Source organism: Massilia sp. UYP11 (assembly GCF_050434805.1).
GTDB lineage: Bacteria > Pseudomonadota > Gammaproteobacteria > Burkholderiales > Burkholderiaceae_D > Telluria.
Genome location: NZ_JBNDJE010000003.1, coordinates 282,435 through 297,122, shown reverse-complemented (window position 1 = coordinate 297,122; position 14,688 = coordinate 282,435). Strand labels below are relative to the sequence as shown.

General features: G+C 66.3%; 17 protein-coding genes. 15 read left to right on the top strand and 2 right to left on the bottom strand.

Annotated features, from left to right (window positions below; genetic code table 11):
• The first annotated feature begins 12 nt into the window (after positions 1-12).
• Both ABIB38_RS08000 and ABIB38_RS07995 read left to right on the top strand, forming a co-directional pair.
• Positions 13-1,383: an MFS transporter gene (locus ABIB38_RS08000; RefSeq protein ID WP_429203232.1), complete on the top strand. Its 1,371-nt coding sequence runs from the start codon at positions 13-15 to the stop codon at positions 1,381-1,383.
• Positions 1,384-1,420: 37 nt separating this feature from the next.
• Complete coding sequence (locus ABIB38_RS07995; protein ID WP_429203231.1) at positions 1,421-2,011, top strand: AAA family ATPase; 591 nt, start codon at positions 1,421-1,423, stop codon at positions 2,009-2,011.
• 1 nt (position 2,012) lies between these two features.
• Here ABIB38_RS07995 and ABIB38_RS07990 read toward each other — a convergent pair whose 3' ends face one another.
• Positions 2,013-2,603 (bottom strand): gamma-glutamylcyclotransferase, encoded by a 591-nt coding sequence (locus tag ABIB38_RS07990; RefSeq protein WP_429203230.1) that lies wholly within the window; start codon positions 2,601-2,603, stop codon positions 2,013-2,015.
• Between the two features lie 52 nt (positions 2,604-2,655).
• A complete protein-coding gene (locus ABIB38_RS07985) occupies positions 2,656-3,570 on the bottom strand; it encodes a LysR family transcriptional regulator (RefSeq protein ID WP_429203229.1) in 915 nt (304 codons plus the stop codon).
• A 95-nt stretch (positions 3,571-3,665) separates the two neighbouring features.
• On the opposite strand from ABIB38_RS07985, the gene ABIB38_RS07980 reads away from it, so the two are divergent.
• From ABIB38_RS07980 to ABIB38_RS07920, 13 genes are all read left to right on the top strand, one after another.
• A complete protein-coding gene (locus tag ABIB38_RS07980; RefSeq protein ID WP_429203228.1) occupies positions 3,666-4,742 on the top strand; it encodes a fumarylacetoacetate hydrolase family protein in 1,077 nt (358 codons plus the stop codon).
• Complete coding sequence (gene maiA / locus ABIB38_RS07975) at positions 4,739-5,383, top strand: maleylacetoacetate isomerase (protein WP_429203227.1); 645 nt, start codon at positions 4,739-4,741, stop codon at positions 5,381-5,383. The genes ABIB38_RS07980 and maiA overlap by 4 nt, the downstream gene beginning before the upstream one ends.
• A gap of 187 nt (positions 5,384-5,570) precedes the next feature.
• Positions 5,571-6,341, top strand: coding sequence for a uracil-DNA glycosylase (locus ABIB38_RS07970; protein ID WP_429203226.1), 771 nt, complete (start codon positions 5,571-5,573; stop codon positions 6,339-6,341).
• Positions 6,342-6,540: 199 nt separating this feature from the next.
• The gene (gene iscR / locus ABIB38_RS07965; protein ID WP_109347015.1) at positions 6,541-7,017 is read left to right on the top strand and encodes a Fe-S cluster assembly transcriptional regulator IscR; all 477 of its coding nucleotides are present in this window, start codon (positions 6,541-6,543) and stop codon (positions 7,015-7,017) included.
• A 19-nt stretch (positions 7,018-7,036) separates the two neighbouring features.
• Positions 7,037-8,293 (top strand): IscS subfamily cysteine desulfurase, encoded by a 1,257-nt coding sequence (locus ABIB38_RS07960; protein ID WP_429203225.1) that lies wholly within the window; start codon positions 7,037-7,039, stop codon positions 8,291-8,293.
• A 22-nt stretch (positions 8,294-8,315) separates the two neighbouring features.
• Positions 8,316-8,708, top strand: a complete 393-nt coding sequence (gene iscU, locus ABIB38_RS07955; RefSeq protein WP_005666324.1) for a Fe-S cluster assembly scaffold IscU — start codon at positions 8,316-8,318, stop codon at positions 8,706-8,708.
• 85 nt (positions 8,709-8,793) lie between these two features.
• Positions 8,794-9,117, top strand: coding sequence for an iron-sulfur cluster assembly protein IscA (iscA, locus tag ABIB38_RS07950; RefSeq protein WP_005666326.1), 324 nt, complete (start codon positions 8,794-8,796; stop codon positions 9,115-9,117).
• Between the two features lie 4 nt (positions 9,118-9,121).
• Complete coding sequence (hscB, locus tag ABIB38_RS07945) at positions 9,122-9,637, top strand: Fe-S protein assembly co-chaperone HscB (RefSeq protein ID WP_429203224.1); 516 nt, start codon at positions 9,122-9,124, stop codon at positions 9,635-9,637.
• Positions 9,638-9,715: 78 nt separating this feature from the next.
• On the top strand, positions 9,716-11,605 hold the full coding sequence (gene hscA, locus ABIB38_RS07940; protein WP_429203223.1) for a Fe-S protein assembly chaperone HscA: 1,890 nt from the start codon (positions 9,716-9,718) through the stop codon (positions 11,603-11,605).
• 108 nt (positions 11,606-11,713) lie between these two features.
• On the top strand, positions 11,714-12,055 hold the full coding sequence (gene fdx, locus ABIB38_RS07935) for an ISC system 2Fe-2S type ferredoxin (RefSeq protein ID WP_429203222.1): 342 nt from the start codon (positions 11,714-11,716) through the stop codon (positions 12,053-12,055).
• Between the two features lie 7 nt (positions 12,056-12,062).
• Complete coding sequence (locus tag ABIB38_RS07930; protein ID WP_429203221.1) at positions 12,063-12,947, top strand: class I SAM-dependent methyltransferase; 885 nt, start codon at positions 12,063-12,065, stop codon at positions 12,945-12,947.
• A 7-nt stretch (positions 12,948-12,954) separates the two neighbouring features.
• Positions 12,955-13,989 (top strand): low-specificity L-threonine aldolase, encoded by a 1,035-nt coding sequence (gene ltaE, locus ABIB38_RS07925; RefSeq protein ID WP_429203220.1) that lies wholly within the window; start codon positions 12,955-12,957, stop codon positions 13,987-13,989.
• Positions 13,986-14,687 (top strand): RNA pseudouridine synthase, encoded by a 702-nt coding sequence (locus ABIB38_RS07920; protein WP_429203219.1) that lies wholly within the window; start codon positions 13,986-13,988, stop codon positions 14,685-14,687. The genes ltaE and ABIB38_RS07920 overlap by 4 nt, the downstream gene beginning before the upstream one ends.
• The last annotated feature ends 1 nt before the right edge of the window (position 14,688 follow it).

The window sequence follows — 14,688 nt, the reverse complement described above, 5'->3', positions numbered from 1 at the left end:
TTTCTACATCCTATGGCCACCTCAGTTCCCGCAGCGCAGGGCGGACATCCCGCGAATCCCACCGGGCAGGGCGCCGCCGCAGCGTCGGTAGAGCAGGGCCTGCAGGCCGCCGGCGTCGGCCGCTTCCAGTACCGCATCTTCACGATCTTCGGCCTGGTCTGGCTGGCCGACGCCATGCAGGTGCTGTCGATCGGCTTTTCCGCGCCCTCGATCGCCCGGACCTTCGGCTTGAGCATGCCGCAGGCGCTGCAGACGGGGACGCTGTTCTTCGTCGGCATGCTGATCGGCGCTTTCGTCTTCGGCCGGCTGGCGGACCGGATCGGCCGCCGCCCGGTCCTCCTGATCGCGGTGCTGATCGACGCCTGCTTCGGCGTCGCGTCCGCCTTCGCGCCCGACTTCACCTGGCTCCTGGTCCTGCGCTTCCTGACCGGCATCGGGGTCGGCGCGACCCTGCCGGTCGACTACACGATGATGGCCGAGTTCCTGCCCAGCGACCGCCGTGGCCGCTGGCTGGTGCTGCTGGAGTCGTTCTGGGCGCTGGGGACGATTTGCCTCGCGGTGCTGGCGTTGTGGGCGGTGCAGTGGGGCGACGACGCCTGGCGCGTCATCTTCTTCGTCACCGGCTTGCCGGCCCTGGTCGGGGTGGTCCTGCGCTTTTATATCCCCGAGTCGCCCATGTACCTGCACCGCAGCGGCAAGTTCGAGGAGGCGCGCGCGGTGCTGGCGCGGGTGGCCAGGACCAATGGCCGCGCGGTCGAGATCCCGCCGCTGCAGCCCGAGCCCAGGCAGAAGACCACCTTGCTCTCGCTGTTCAAGGACGGCCTGCGCCGCCGCAGTGTCGCGCTGCTGCTCGCGTGGGCGCTGGTCTCGATCGCCTATTACGGCGTATTCGTCTACCTGCCGATCAAGCTGAGCGCCGAAGGCTTCGGCTTCATGCGTGGGCAGGAATTTTTGATCGTGCTGGCGCTGGTCCAGCTGCCGGGTTTCGCGCTGGCCGCCTACGGCGTCGAGCGCTGGGGCCGCAAGCCGACGCTGGTCGGCTTCCTGCTGCTGAGCAGTATCGGCTGCCTGGGCTACAGTCTTGGCAGCGCGACCGCACTGGTGGTCGGATCGACGCTCCTGATGAGCTTTGCGCTGCTGGGCACCTGGGGCGCCCTGTATGCGTTCACGCCCGAGGTCTACCCGACCCGTCTGCGCGCCAGCGGCATGGGCATGGCCGGCGCCGTCGCCCGCTTCGGCGGCCTGTTCGCGCCGGCGATCGTGGCGCCGGTGATGGCCACGCACTTCACGCTGGCGCTGGTGATGCTGTCGAGCTTTCTGCTGGTAGGAGCATTCGCCATCCTGTGCGTCGATACCGAATCGCGCCGGCAGGCGCTGGATTGAACGAAGGACTCAAGATGAGGAAACGGAAGTGACACGGATGGGCGCATGGCAGCAGCAGGTCGACATGGTCGTGTTCGTCGGGGCGGAATCGACCGGGAAGTCGACCCTGGCCCAGCACCTGGCGCAGCGGCAGGGCGCCGGCTTCGTGCCCGAGATCGGCCGCTTCATCTGGGAAGAGAAGCAGGGCGACTTGAGCGCCGGCGACTACGTCGAGATCGCCGAGCGCCACCGCGATGCCGAGGATGCCGCCATCAGGCAGGAAGCCGGTCCCTGCGTGTTCGTCGATACCAACGCCTTGACCACGCTGCTGCTGGGCCTGTGCTTCGGCCAGGTCACCGAGCCGGTTCCGCCCGCGCTGCTGCGCTACGCCGACGATTGCCGCACCCGCTACCTGCACCATTTCGTCTGCGCCGACGACATCCCGTACGAAGAAGAACCCGGCGTGCGCGAAAATGCCGCCTGGCGCACCCATGTCCAGCGCCTGGTGCTGGAAGACCTGAACCGGCGCGGCATCGATTACACGGTATTGACGGGCACGCTGGAAGCGCGCGCCGCGAAGGTGATGGACGTCCTGTCCCGGATCGAACAGGACCGGGACAGGACACGCGCCGCTGCCGCAGCTGCATAAGCTACGCGCGCCGCTGCTGTGGTTGCATCACCCCGAGATCGGCCAGGTGCCGTTCGAGCGCGAACACGTGCGGGTCGGGCTTGCCGAGTTCGCGCAAGGCTTGCGCCAGTCCCAGCAGGTATTCGCTGTTCGGCCCACTCGGGCCGCGCGCCGTGGCGATCTGGCGCGCGATGTCCAGTTCATCGGCCGGCCCGAGATAAGCGTGGTTCTCGTGCGTGGCGATGTACACAATCCCCTCGTCGCTGCTGCCGTCGTCGAAATGCATCTCGGTCGCCAGCCTCAGGTAGCCGTTCTTTTCGCGGTGATCCAGGTGCGCGAATTCTTCCGGCGTCACCAGGTAGGCCATGCCATGGCACAGCGCGCCGGCATCCGGCACCAGGGTAACGACGCGCCCCGGCGCCGTTGCGGTGCCGCGGTGGTCGTGCGAGCCTTGCCAGAAACGCCGCGACCAGCCGCCGATATGGGCCGGGCGCCGGTCGAGGTACGGAAAATCGGCCTTGAAGATCAGTGAACCGTAACCGAACAGCCACACGCTCTGGTGGCCGTCGAACTTGTTCATTCGCTGGTTGATCGCGATCGTATCGTGGGACATCGTGAGGTCGGGGCAAAGACAGATGCCTTTCATTGTAGCGCGGCGTGCAGCGTCAGCGTTGCGACCCTCGTACATATCCGAACAGGAAATCGATATAACTCTCGGCCGCCGGCGACAGCGAGCGGCCGGGGCGGGTGTAGACAAGGAAACGCCGCGTCAGCACCGGTTCGTCCAGCAGCCGCAGCACCAGGCCGTGCAGCTTCACCAGCGGTTCGGCATACGGCAGGCAGACCGTGATACCGAGCCCGGCGCTGACCATCGCCAGCGCCGTGGTCATGAAAGTCACCTCGTAGGCCGGCCTGATGGGCGTCTCGCGCAGCGAGGCATGCCGCAGCGCCGCGCCGATATCGTCCAGCAGCCGCTCCGTAAACTGGCCCTGCAGCGAAATGAAGGGGTGGTGCGCCACGTCGTGCCAGGTCAGGCGCGGCAGCGAGGCCAGCGGATGATTCTCCGGAAACACCAGCGCGAACGGCATCTCGAACAGCTCGCGCGCTTCCAGCGGCGGCGCCGGCACGCGCTCGGGGCCGATGCCGACGTCCGCCTCGCCCGACAGGACACGCGCGATCACGCCCTCCACCTCGGTGTCGGCCAGGCGCACCTCGATCGCCGGATGTTGCGCCCGATAGGCCGCAATCACCTGCGGCAGCAGGGTGCATGACAGCAGTTGCGGCGCCGCGACACGCACCAGCCCCTTCTTGAGCTGCGTGTGATCGGCGACGTTAGCCAGCGCACTGTCCAGGTCATCGATCATCTGGCTAAATAAGGGGAACAGCTCGCGCCCGATGTCGGTCAACCCGATGCGGCGCGTGCTGCGGTCGACCACGCGCGCGCCCAGGGTCTGTTCGAGCTCCTTGATCAGCCCGGACAGCGCCGACTGCGTCACGTGGAGCGCCTGCGCCGCCAGCGTGAAATTGCCGGTCTTGGCCAGGGCGACGAAGGCGCGCATCTGGCGCAGGGTTGGATTCATAAGATAACCTGATAAATCGGGTTGAAAATACTGTTTGTATGATAGTGGGTTTTTGATTTGTAATGGTGGCGACTCAAATATCGAAGGAAACGTCCATGAAGCTCGCCACCCTCAAATCCGGCGGCCGCGACGGCGCCCTGGTCGTCGTCAGCCGCGACCTGGTCACCTGCCAGGCCGTGCCCGACATCGCGCGCACCATGCAGGCCGCGCTGGACGACTGGGACGCCGTCGCGCCGCGCCTGCAGCAGGTCTACCAGCAGCTCAACGACGGCAACGCCGACGACGCCGAATCGTTCATCGAGCAGGAATGCCATTCACCGCTGCCGCGCGCCTACCAGTGGGCCGACGGCTCGGCCTACCTCAACCACGTCGAACTGGTGCGCAAGGCGCGCAACGCCGACGTGCCGGCCTCGTTCTATACCGATCCGCTGATGTACCAGGGCGGCGGCGATTCCTTCGTCGGGCCCTGCGATCCGATCGCGGCCCTGCAAGAAGACTGGGGCATCGACTTCGAGGCCGAGGTGGCGGTGGTCACGGGCGACGTGCCGATGGGCGCCAGCGTGGAGCGCGCCGCGAGCGCGATCCGCCTGGTCATGCTGGTCAACGACGTCTCGCTGCGCAATCTGATTCCGAACGAACTGGCCAAGGGCTTCGGCTTCTACCAGTCCAAGCCGGCCAGCGCCTTCTCGCCGGTCGCCGTCACGCCGGACGAGCTGGGCGACGCCTGGCGGGACAGCAAGCTGCACCTGCCGCTGCTGGTGACGCTCAACGGCGCCGCCTTCGGCCGTCCAAACGCCGGCGAAGACATGACCTTCAGCTTCGCCCAGCTGATCGCGCACGCGGCCGCCACCCGCGAGCTGTGCGCCGGCAGCATCATCGGCTCGGGCACGGTGTCGAACAAGCAGGGCAGCCTGCACGGTTCGAGCGTCGAGAACGGCGGCGTCGGCTACTGCTGCCTGGCCGAGGTGCGCATGTACGAGACCATCGAAGAGGGCAAGCCGAAGACGCCGTTCATGCGCTTCGGCGACACGGTGCGCATCGACATGCTCGACGCCGATGGCGCCAGCATCTTCGGCGCCATCGACCAGGAAGTGCTGCGCTACCAGGAAAAGCGCCAAGAGACACAGCGGCAACAAAGACAACAACAGAGACAGCAAATGAGGCAGCCATGAAGCTCTACACCTATTTTCGCAGCTCGGCCGCGTACCGGGTGCGCATTGCGCTCAACCTGAAGGGCTTGCCCTACGATGCGGTGCCGGTGCACCTGCTGAAGGACGGCGGCGAGCAGATGCAGGAAGCGTACCGCCAGATCAACCCGAGCGCGCTGGTGCCATCGTTCCAGGACGACCGCATCACGCTCAGCCAGTCGATGGCGATCATCGAATACCTGGAGGAGATCCATCCCGAGCCGCCGCTGCTGCCGAAGGACGCGCCGGGCCGCGGACGCGTGCGCGAGCTGGCCCAGATCATCGGCTGCGACATCCATCCCCTCAACAACCTGCGCGTACTGAAATACCTGGTCAGGCACCTGGGCCTGTCGAGCGAGGCCAAGACCGAGTGGTACCGCCACTGGATCATCGAAGGCTTCCAGTCGCTCGAGGCGCACCTGGCGCGCGATCCCGGCGCCGGACCGTTCTGCCATGGCGACCATCCAACGATCGCCGACTGCTACCTGGTGCCGCAGGTATTCAATGCGCAGCGCTTCGACATCGACGTGTCGGCCTATCCGAACATCGACCGCATCAATTCGCTGTGCATCGAGCTGCCGGCGTTCCGGGCCGCGCATCCGTCGCACCAGCCCGATACCGAGTAAGTCCCGAGGACGACCGCCTGCACGCGGTCCGCTCTCCGCTCCCGCATCATCCCCGCGCACCGCGCCGTGGCTCGCCCACGGCGCCGCCCGCCATGCGGCGCGCCCGTCGGCCGCGCTGCTGCGAAGGCAGCGCATGCGGCCAGCCGGGCGGGCTACAATCGCGCCTCTTTGCCTTGTCCATTCAGCCATGACCACGACCGCGATTCCCGCCCCGATCCTGCAAGCACTCGACCTGGCCGACGCCTCCTGGCGCCCCGTTCTCGAAGCCGGCCTCGCGGCCGTCGCCCGCGCCAATCCCGGCTACCTGCCGGCGCTCGCCATCGACGACTACCTGCCCACCGGACAGCGCCTGTTCGCCGCCTTCGCCCAGCCGCTGGACAAGGTCCGCTACGTGCTGGTCGGCGAAGGCCCTTACCCGCGCGCCGCGAGCGCGACCGGCGTCTGTTTCATGGACGGGGCGGTCGGGGACCTGTGGTGCGAGACCGGCCTGTCGAAACCGGTCAACCGCGCGACGTCGCTGCGCAACTTCATGAAGATGCTGCTGGTGGCGAGCGGCCGCTTGCAGCTCGACGCGACCGGCGGCGCGGCGCTGGCGCCGATCGCGCTGGCGGCCAGGGGCGACGGCTCGATCCAGACCCTGGCCGAGTTGCAGGACAACCTCACCTCTCACGGCTTCCTGCTGCTCAATGCGGCGCTGGTGTTTCGCAAGCACGTCGCGCCGGCGGTCGATGCGCGCGCCTGGCTGCCGTTCCTGCAAACGGTGCTGGCGGCGCTGGCCGAGCGGGCTGAACCGCCCACCCTGGTTCTATGGGGCAAGATTGCCGAACAACTGAAAAAGCTGCCGGAGACCGCCGCCTTCCCGCAGGAGGTGGCCGAGCACCCGTACAACCTGAGCTTCATCGGGCATGCGGGGATGCAGCGTTTGTTCGGCCCGATGGAACTGTTGCGCAAGCGCTGAGGACTGCCGCGCCGGCATTTGGCCGCAAGGCGTAGGAGGAGGGGCGTTTTTGGGGGCCGCCAAGACAAGACGTTCGCGATTTGCTATACTTGACTAAATCGTTCAACTAATCTGTTGTTGACCCGGGTCACCTAGGGAAATCGTGGTGCAGGGCGAGATAGTTGAACAAGAGGAATATCTTAACATTAACGGGGTTGTAATGCGTCTGACCACCAAAGGCCGTTTTGCTGTCACCGCGATGATCGATCTTGCCATGCGTCAAGGCAATGGTCCGGTCACGCTGTCAGGCATCAGCCAGCGCCAGGCCATTTCGCTGTCTTACCTGGAGCAGCTGTTCGGCAAGCTGCGCCGCCACGAGATCGTCGAATCGATCCGCGGCCCGGGTGGCGGCTACAGCCTGGCCCGTCCGGCGGGCAAGGTGACGGTGGCTGACATCATCATCGCCGTCGACGAACCGCTGGATGCGACCCAGTGCGGTGGCAAAGAAAATTGCCATGGCGCCCATACCGATGGTGCGCGCTGCATGACCCACGAACTGTGGACCACGCTGAACGAAAAAATGGTCGACTACCTCGATTCGGTGTCGCTGCAAGACCTGGTCGACCAGCAGCGCCAAAAAGAACAGAACGTCGTGCACGTGCACCGCGGCGCCCCGGCCGCCGTCGGAACAAACTGAAGCTTACTGGAGTGAATTGATGAACGCGCCTTTGGACAAGAAAACCGAGCAGAGCTTCGCGACTGCGCCCCATTTCCCGATCTACCTGGACTACTCGGCCACCACGCCGGTCGATCCACGCGTCGCGGATGCCATGATCCCGTTCCTGCGCGAGCAGTTCGGCAATCCGGCCTCGCGCAGCCACGCCTATGGCTGGAGCGCAGAAGCCGCGGTCGAGGAAGCGCGCCAGAACGTCGCGTCGATGGTCGGCGCCGATCCGCGCGAGATCATCTGGACCTCGGGAGCGACCGAGAGCAACAACCTGGCGCTCAAGGGCGCGGCCCAGTTCTACAAGACGAAGGGCAAGCACATCATCACGGTCAAGACCGAGCACAAATCGGTGCTCGACACCGTGCGCGAACTCGAGCGCGTGGGCTTCGAAGCCACCTACCTCGAGCCGCAGGACAACGGCCTGATCACCGTCGAACAACTGCAGGCGGCCCTGCGTCCCGACACCATCCTGGTCTCGGTCATGCTGGTCAATAACGAGATCGGCGTGGTCCAGCCGATCGAAGAGCTGGCCACGCTGTGCCGCTCGAAAGGCATCATCTTCCACTGCGACGCCGCGCAAGCCGTCGGCAAGGTCCATATCGACCTCGAAAAGTCGAAGGTCGACCTGATGACCTTCACCGCGCACAAGGTGTATGGCCCGAAAGGCGTCGGCGCCCTGTACGTGCGCCGCAAGCCGCGCGTGCGCCTCGAGGCGCAGATGCACGGCGGCGGCCACGAGCGCGGCCTGCGTTCGGGCACCCTGCCGACCCACCAGCTGGTGGGCATGGGCGAAGCCTTCCGCATCGCGAAAGAAGAGATGGAGAGCGAACTGGTGAAGGTGCGCGCACTGCGCGACCGCCTGGCCAAGGGCCTGATGGAGATCGAAGAGGTCTACATCAACGGCGACATGGACCACCGCGTGCCGCACAACCTGAACGTCTCGTTCAACTATGTCGAAGGCGAGTCGCTGATCATGGCGGTCAAGGACATCGCCGTGTCGTCCGGTTCGGCCTGCACCTCGGCCAGCCTGGAACCGTCGTACGTGCTGCGCGCCCTGGGCCGCAGCGACGAACTGGCGCACAGCTCGATCCGCTTCACCATCGGCCGCTTCACGACCGAGGAAGAGATCGACTTCGCCGTCAACCTGCTCAAGGCAAAGGTTGGCAAACTGCGCGAACTGTCGCCGCTGTGGGACATGTTCAAAGAGGGGATCGATTTGAATTCGATCCAATGGGCAGCCCACTAAATCAAGATTAAGGAGCACTACCATGGCATATTCGGACAAAGTACTGGACCACTACGAAAACCCGCGCAACGTCGGCGCCTTCGACAAGGGCGACGATGCAGTCGGCACCGGCATGGTCGGCGCGCCGGCCTGCGGCGACGTCATGAAACTGCAGATCAAGGTCAACGACCAGGGCCTGATCGAAGACGCGAAGTTCAAGACCTATGGCTGCGGTTCGGCCATCGCATCGAGCTCGCTGATCACCGAATGGGTGAAGGGCAAGAGCCTCGACGAGGCGCTGGCGATCAAGAACACCCAGATCGCCGAAGAACTGGCCCTGCCGCCGGTCAAGATTCACTGCTCGATCCTGGCCGAAGACGCGATCAAGGCCGCCGTCGCCGACTACAAGGCGAAGCACGAGAAGGCAGCAGCGTAATGAATGTCGGGTGGACGGCTTTGCCGTCCGCCCTACGCATTACAGCAGCGCAAGCATTTTTAGTAGAACAGAGCTGGAGAAGCACATGGCAATCACCCTGACCGAAAAAGCCGCGAAGCACGTCAACCGTTACCTCGAACGCCGGGGCAAGGGCATCGGCTTGCGCTTCGGTGTGCGCACCACCGGCTGCTCCGGCCTGGCCTACAAGCTCGAGTACGTCGACGAGAGCGCCGCCGAAGACGCGGTGTTCGAGTCGCACGGCGTGAAGGTCTTCGTCGACCCGAAAAGCCTGGCGTACATCGACGGCACCGAACTCGATTTCGCCCGCGAAGGGCTCAACGAAGGCTTCCGCTTCAACAACCCGAACGTCAAGGACAACTGCGGCTGCGGCGAAAGCTTCCGTATCTAAGCCGATGCAGAACCACTTCGACCTGTTCCAGCTGCCGGCCCGTTTCGAGGTCGACCAGGCCGCCCTGGACGCCGCCTACCGCGAAGTCCAGGGCCGCGTGCACCCGGACCGCTTCGTCAACGCCACCGACGCCGAAAAGCGCGTGGCGATGCAGTGGGCGACCCGCGCCAACGAAGCCTATCAAACGCTGCGCAACCCGCAAAAGCGCGCGCAGTACTTGTGCGAGCTGAACGGCGTCGACCTGCAGACCGAGTCGAATACGGCCATGCCCCCGGCCTTCCTGATGCAGCAGATGGAGTGGCGCGAGGAGCTCGAGGACGCGCGCGCGGCCAAGGACGCCATCGCGCTCGACCGGCTGGAGGCGCAACTGCGCGCCGAGCGCAAGAACATGCTCGCCGCCGTTGCAGACCAGCTGGCCACGGGCGACTTCACTGGCGCCGCGCAAGGCGTGCGCGGCCTGATGTTCCTCGATAAATTCGGCGACGAAGTGCAGTACGCCTTCGAGGCGATCGACGCCTGATCCGCTGCGGATCGATTGTCGAACGGTCCGCCGGGCCGTTCGACCCCCGCGCAGAAAAACAATATTGGTATCACGACTATGGCACTCCTCCAAATCGCCGAACCCGGCATGTCCACCGCCCCGCACCAGCACCGCCTGGCGGTGGGCATCGACCTGGGCACCACCAACTCGCTCGTCGCCACCGTCCGTAGCGGCAGCCCCGAAGTGCTGAGCGACGAGGAGGGCCGTTCGCTGCTGCCGTCGATCGTGCGCTACCTGGCGAACGGTCACGCCAACATCGGCCACAAGGCGCGCGTGCACCAGACGACGGACCCGAAGAACACCATCGTCTCGGTCAAGCGCTTCATGGGCCGCAGCCTCAAGGACATCGCCCACGCCGAGAACCTGCCCTACGACTTCGTCGACGGCGAGGGCATGGTCCAGCTGAACACGGTCGCTGGCGTGAAAAGCCCGGTCGAGGTGTCGGCCCAGATCCTGGCCACCCTGCGCCAGCGCGCCGAGGATTCGCTGGGCGACGACCTGGTCGGCGCCGTGATCACCGTGCCGGCGTATTTCGACGACGCCCAGCGCCAGGCCACCAAGGACGCGGCCCAGCTGGCCGGCCTGAACGTGCTGCGCCTGCTGTCGGAACCGACCGCCGCCGCCATCGCCTATGGTCTCGACCATGGCAAGGAAGGCGTCTATGCGGTCTACGACCTGGGCGGCGGCACCTTCGACATCTCGATCCTCAAGCTGTCGAAGGGCGTGTTCGAGGTGCTGTCGACCGGGGGCGATTCGGCCCTGGGCGGCGACGATTTCGACCACCGGCTGTTTTGCTGGATCACCGAGCAGGCCAAGCTGGCGCCGCTGTCCGACGTCGACACCGCGACCCTGATGGTCAAGGCGCGCCAGGCCAAGGAACTGCTGTCGACCAACGAGGAAACGACGGTCGAGGCGATCCTGAAGTCGGGCGAGATCGTGCAGGTCACGATCACCGCCGCGGTGTTCTCCGAGATCACCAGCCACCTGGTCGGCAAGACCATGAACGCGATCCGCAAGGCGATGCGCGACGCCAAGGTGAGCGTCGAGGACGTCGACGGCGTCGTGATGGTCGGCGGCGCGACGCGCATGCCGCACGTGCGCCGCGCGGTGTCGGAATTCTTCCAGACCATCCCGCACGCCAACATCGACCCGGACCGCGTGGTGGCGCTGGGCGCCGCGATCCAGGCCGACCAACTGGCCGGCAACCGCGCCGAGGGTGACGACTGGCTGCTGCTGGACGTGACCCCGCTGTCGCTGGGCATCGAGACGATGGGCGGCCTGGTCGAGAAGATCATCCCGCGCAATTCGACGATCCCCGTCGCGCGCGCCCAGGAATTCACGACCTTCAAGGACGGCCAGACCGCGCTGGCGGTGCACGTGGTGCAGGGCGAGCGCGAGCTGGTGTCGGACTGCCGTTCGCTGGCGCGCTTCGAGCTGCGCGGCATTCCGCCGATGGCGGCCGGCGCTGCGCGCATCCGCGTCACCTATCAGGTCGACGCCGACGGCCTGCTGTCGGTGGCGGCGCGCGAAATGCGTTCGGGCGTGGAAGCGTCGATCACGGTCAAGCCATCCTATGGCCTGGCTGATGACGACGTGGCGCGCATGCTGCAGGAATCGTACAGCTCGGCCTCCAGCGACATGCAGATGCGCGCGCTGCGCGAAGAACAGGTCGAGGCCGAACGCATCCTGCTGGCGACGCAGTCGGCGCTGGACCAGGATGCCGAACTGCTGGCGCCGCAAGAGCAGGCCGTGGTCAATCAGCAGCTGCAGGCGGTGCGCGACGCGCTCGCGGCGTCGAACGACGCGTCAAGCGCGGCGGGCCCGCGCCAGGACGCGCTGCACGCCGCAGTGCAGGCGCTGGCCAGGGACACCGAGGAATTCGCCGCGCGCCGCATGGACAAGAGCGTGCGCAAGGCGCTGGCGGGCAAGTCGCTGGACGAGGTCTGAACCACCGCGCCGCCATGGTGACCCGTGCCCAATGAACGACAGGGCGGCTGGCGCGGAATAGAATAAACAGCAACGCACCACACACAACATACAAACCGAGGTAACCAAGTGCCACAAATCGTCATCCTTCCCCACCCGGTGTTCTGCCCCGACGGCGCCGTGCTCGAAGCGCCAAGCGGCAAGTCGGTCTGCGACGTCCTGCTCGAGAACGACATCGAGATCGAGCACGCCTGCGACCGCGTCTGCGCCTGCACCACCTGCCACGTGATCGTGCGCGAAGGCTTCGAATCGCTGAACGAGCAGGAAGAGAAGGAAGAAGACATGCTCGACAAGGCCTGGGGCCTGGAGCCGAATTCGCGCCTGTCGTGCCAGGCAATCGTCGCCGACGAAGACCTGGTGGTCGAGATCCCGAAGTACACGATCAACCACGCCGCCGAAAAGAACCACTGAGCCGTCCATGAAGCGTCTTGAGCCAGCCAGGAAAGTCCCGGCACCACAGGAACTGCCGCCGGAGGTGCGTCCCGGCCAGTCGATCGAGCTGCTCAAGGAGCTGCACATCCTGACCCGCGACGGCAAGTTGAACCAGGACAGCCGCCGCAAGCTCAAGCAGGTCTACCATCTATATAACTTCATCGAGCCGCTGCTGCGCGAGGTGAAGGAAGAAAAAGGCAGCGTCTCGCTGGTCGACCACGGCGCCGGCAAGTCCTACCTCGGCTTCATCCTGTACGACCTGTTCGTCAAGGGGCAGGAGCAGGGCTCGCATATCTATGGCATCGAGACCCGCGCCGAGCTGGTCGGAAAATCCACCGAACTGGCCGCGCGCCTGGGCTTTGCCGGCATGTCGTTCCTGCCGCTGTCGGTCGCCGAGTCGACCACCTCGGGCGAGCTGCCCGAAACGATCGACGTCGTCACCGCGCTGCACGCCTGCAACACCGCCACCGACGACGCCATCGACTTCGCCCTCAAGAAGAAGGCCAGGCACATGGTGCTGGTGCCGTGTTGCCAGGCCGAAGTCGCGTCCGTGCTGCGCAAGAACAAGGGCAAGGATCTGGGGCGCAGCGCGCTCACCGAGATCTGGCGCCATCCGATCCATACCCGCGAGTTCGGCAGCCAGGTGACCAACGTCCTGCGCTGCCTGCAGCTCGAGGCCCACGGCTACCAGGTCACGGTCACCGAACTGGTGGGTTGGGAACACTCGATGAAGAACGAGCTGATCGTCGCCACCTATAAAAACCTGCCGCGCCGCCGGCCGGCCGAGCGCCTGGACGAGGTGCTGGGCGAGCTCGGGCTGAGCGAAATGAGAGAGCGTTTCTACGCGCCGCAACCCGCCACGACGGAGTGAGCAGAACATGAGCATGAGCATCGAGCGCTGGATCGACCTGCGCAGCGACACCGTGACCCAGCCGAGCGCCGCGATGCGCGCCACCATGGTGGCGGCCCCGGTCGGCGACGACGTCTACGGCGACGACCCCACCGTCAAGCGCCTGCAGGACTATGCGGCCGAGCTGTTCGGCTTCGAGGCCGGCATGTTCGCCCCCAGCGGCACCCAGACCAACCTGATCGCCTTGATGACCCACTGCGGCCGCGGCGACGAATACCTGGTCGGCCAGGAAGCGCACACCTACAAGTACGAAGGCGGGGGCGCCGCGGTGCTGGGCAGCATCCAGCCGCAACCGATCGCGAACCAGCCGGACGGCAGTATCGCGTTGGCCGACATCGCGGCCTACATCAAGCCGCACGACATGCACTTCGCGCGCACCCGGCTGCTGACGCTGGAGAACACCATCGGCGGCCGCGTGCTGAGCCAGGAATACGTCGCGGCCGCGACCGCGCTCGCGCGCGACAAAGGCCTGGCGACCCACCTCGACGGCGCGCGCATCTGCAACGCCGCCGTCAAGCAGGCCATCAGCCTGGCCGACGCGGTAAAAGGGTTCGATACCGTCTCGGTGTGCCTGTCCAAGGGCCTCGGCGCGCCGGTCGGCTCGGTGCTGCTGGGACCGAAGTCCTTCATCGAGCAGGGCCAGCGCTGGCGCAAGATGCTGGGCGGCGGCATGCGCCAGGCCGGCGTGATCGCCGCCGCGGCCCACTATGCGCTGGAGAACAACGTCGCGCTGCTCGCCAACGACCACGACAACGCGGCCGAGCTGGCGCAAGGCCTGGCGCGGATCGAACAGCTCAGCGTCGGCACGCCGCAGACGAATATCTTCTGGATGGAGGTGCCGGCCGGCGCCTGCGCGCCGCTGCGCCAGGCCTTGACGCGCGCCGGCATCCGCGCCACGGTCGGCCCGACCATGCGCCTGGTGACCCATCTCGACATCTCGCACGCCGACGTCAAGCGCACGATCGACGTGTTCACCGCGTTTTTCTCTGATTGGCACGCATGATCGCACCACCGAACACCGACGACGGCATCCGCCTCGCGAAACGCGTCGCTGAAGTGGCGGGGTGCTCGCGCGCCGACGCCGAACGCTATATTGCCGGCGGCTGGGTCAGCGTCGATGGCGTGGTGGCCGAAGATCCCGCCACCCGCGTCACGGCCGCGCAACAGGTCGTGATGCTGCCCGGCGCCACCCCGGTCGAGCCGGAACCGGTCACCATCCTGTTGCACAAGCCGGCCGGCGTCGAGCTCGAGGCGGCGCTGGCCGCCATCGGGCCCGATACGCAAGTGCTGGACCATGGCTTCGGCAAGCCTTTCCTGCGCCGCCACCTGGCCAAGCTGGCGCCGGCGACGCCGCTCGAGACGATGGCTTCGGGCCTGGTCGTGTTCAGCCAGGACTGGCGCGTGATGCGCAAACTGGTCGACGACGCGCCGCGCAACGAGGCCGAATACGTGGCCGAGGTGGACGGGCAGATCGCCGAGGGCGGCCTGGACAAGCTGGGCCGCATGTTCCGCGCCAGCTGGCAAAGCGAGGCGCGCCTGCGCATCGCCGGCAAGAACATCCAGCGCGGCCAGATAGCGCGCCTGTGCGCCGACGTCGGCCTGGAGGTCACCGCGCTGCGCCGGCTGCGCATCGGCCGCATTTCCATGGGCAGCCTGCCGCCGGGCGGCTGGCGCTACCTGCGCGACGTCGAGCGCTTCTGAT

Coding starts and splice junctions, on each gene's coding strand:
- hscA (WP_429203223.1), top strand. CDS start 9,716: ATGGCACTCCTCCAAATCGCCGAACCCGGCATGTCCACCGCCCCGCAC.
- ABIB38_RS07930 (WP_429203221.1), top strand. CDS start 12,063: ATGAAGCGTCTTGAGCCAGCCAGGAAAGTCCCGGCACCACAGGAACTG.
- ABIB38_RS07985 (WP_429203229.1), bottom strand. CDS start 3,570: ATGAATCCAACCCTGCGCCAGATGCGCGCCTTCGTCGCCCTGGCCAAG.
- ltaE (WP_429203220.1), top strand. CDS start 12,955: ATGAGCATGAGCATCGAGCGCTGGATCGACCTGCGCAGCGACACCGTG.
- iscA (WP_005666326.1), top strand. CDS start 8,794: ATGGCAATCACCCTGACCGAAAAAGCCGCGAAGCACGTCAACCGTTAC.
- ABIB38_RS07920 (WP_429203219.1), top strand. CDS start 13,986: ATGATCGCACCACCGAACACCGACGACGGCATCCGCCTCGCGAAACGC.
- ABIB38_RS07980 (WP_429203228.1), top strand. CDS start 3,666: ATGAAGCTCGCCACCCTCAAATCCGGCGGCCGCGACGGCGCCCTGGTC.
- ABIB38_RS07995 (WP_429203231.1), top strand. CDS start 1,421: ATGGGCGCATGGCAGCAGCAGGTCGACATGGTCGTGTTCGTCGGGGCG.
- hscB (WP_429203224.1), top strand. CDS start 9,122: ATGCAGAACCACTTCGACCTGTTCCAGCTGCCGGCCCGTTTCGAGGTC.
- ABIB38_RS07970 (WP_429203226.1), top strand. CDS start 5,571: ATGACCACGACCGCGATTCCCGCCCCGATCCTGCAAGCACTCGACCTG.
- ABIB38_RS07990 (WP_429203230.1), bottom strand. CDS start 2,603: ATGTCCCACGATACGATCGCGATCAACCAGCGAATGAACAAGTTCGAC.
- ABIB38_RS08000 (WP_429203232.1), top strand. CDS start 13: ATGGCCACCTCAGTTCCCGCAGCGCAGGGCGGACATCCCGCGAATCCC.
- iscU (WP_005666324.1), top strand. CDS start 8,316: ATGGCATATTCGGACAAAGTACTGGACCACTACGAAAACCCGCGCAAC.
- maiA (WP_429203227.1), top strand. CDS start 4,739: ATGAAGCTCTACACCTATTTTCGCAGCTCGGCCGCGTACCGGGTGCGC.
- ABIB38_RS07960 (WP_429203225.1), top strand. CDS start 7,037: ATGAACGCGCCTTTGGACAAGAAAACCGAGCAGAGCTTCGCGACTGCG.
- iscR (WP_109347015.1), top strand. CDS start 6,541: ATGCGTCTGACCACCAAAGGCCGTTTTGCTGTCACCGCGATGATCGAT.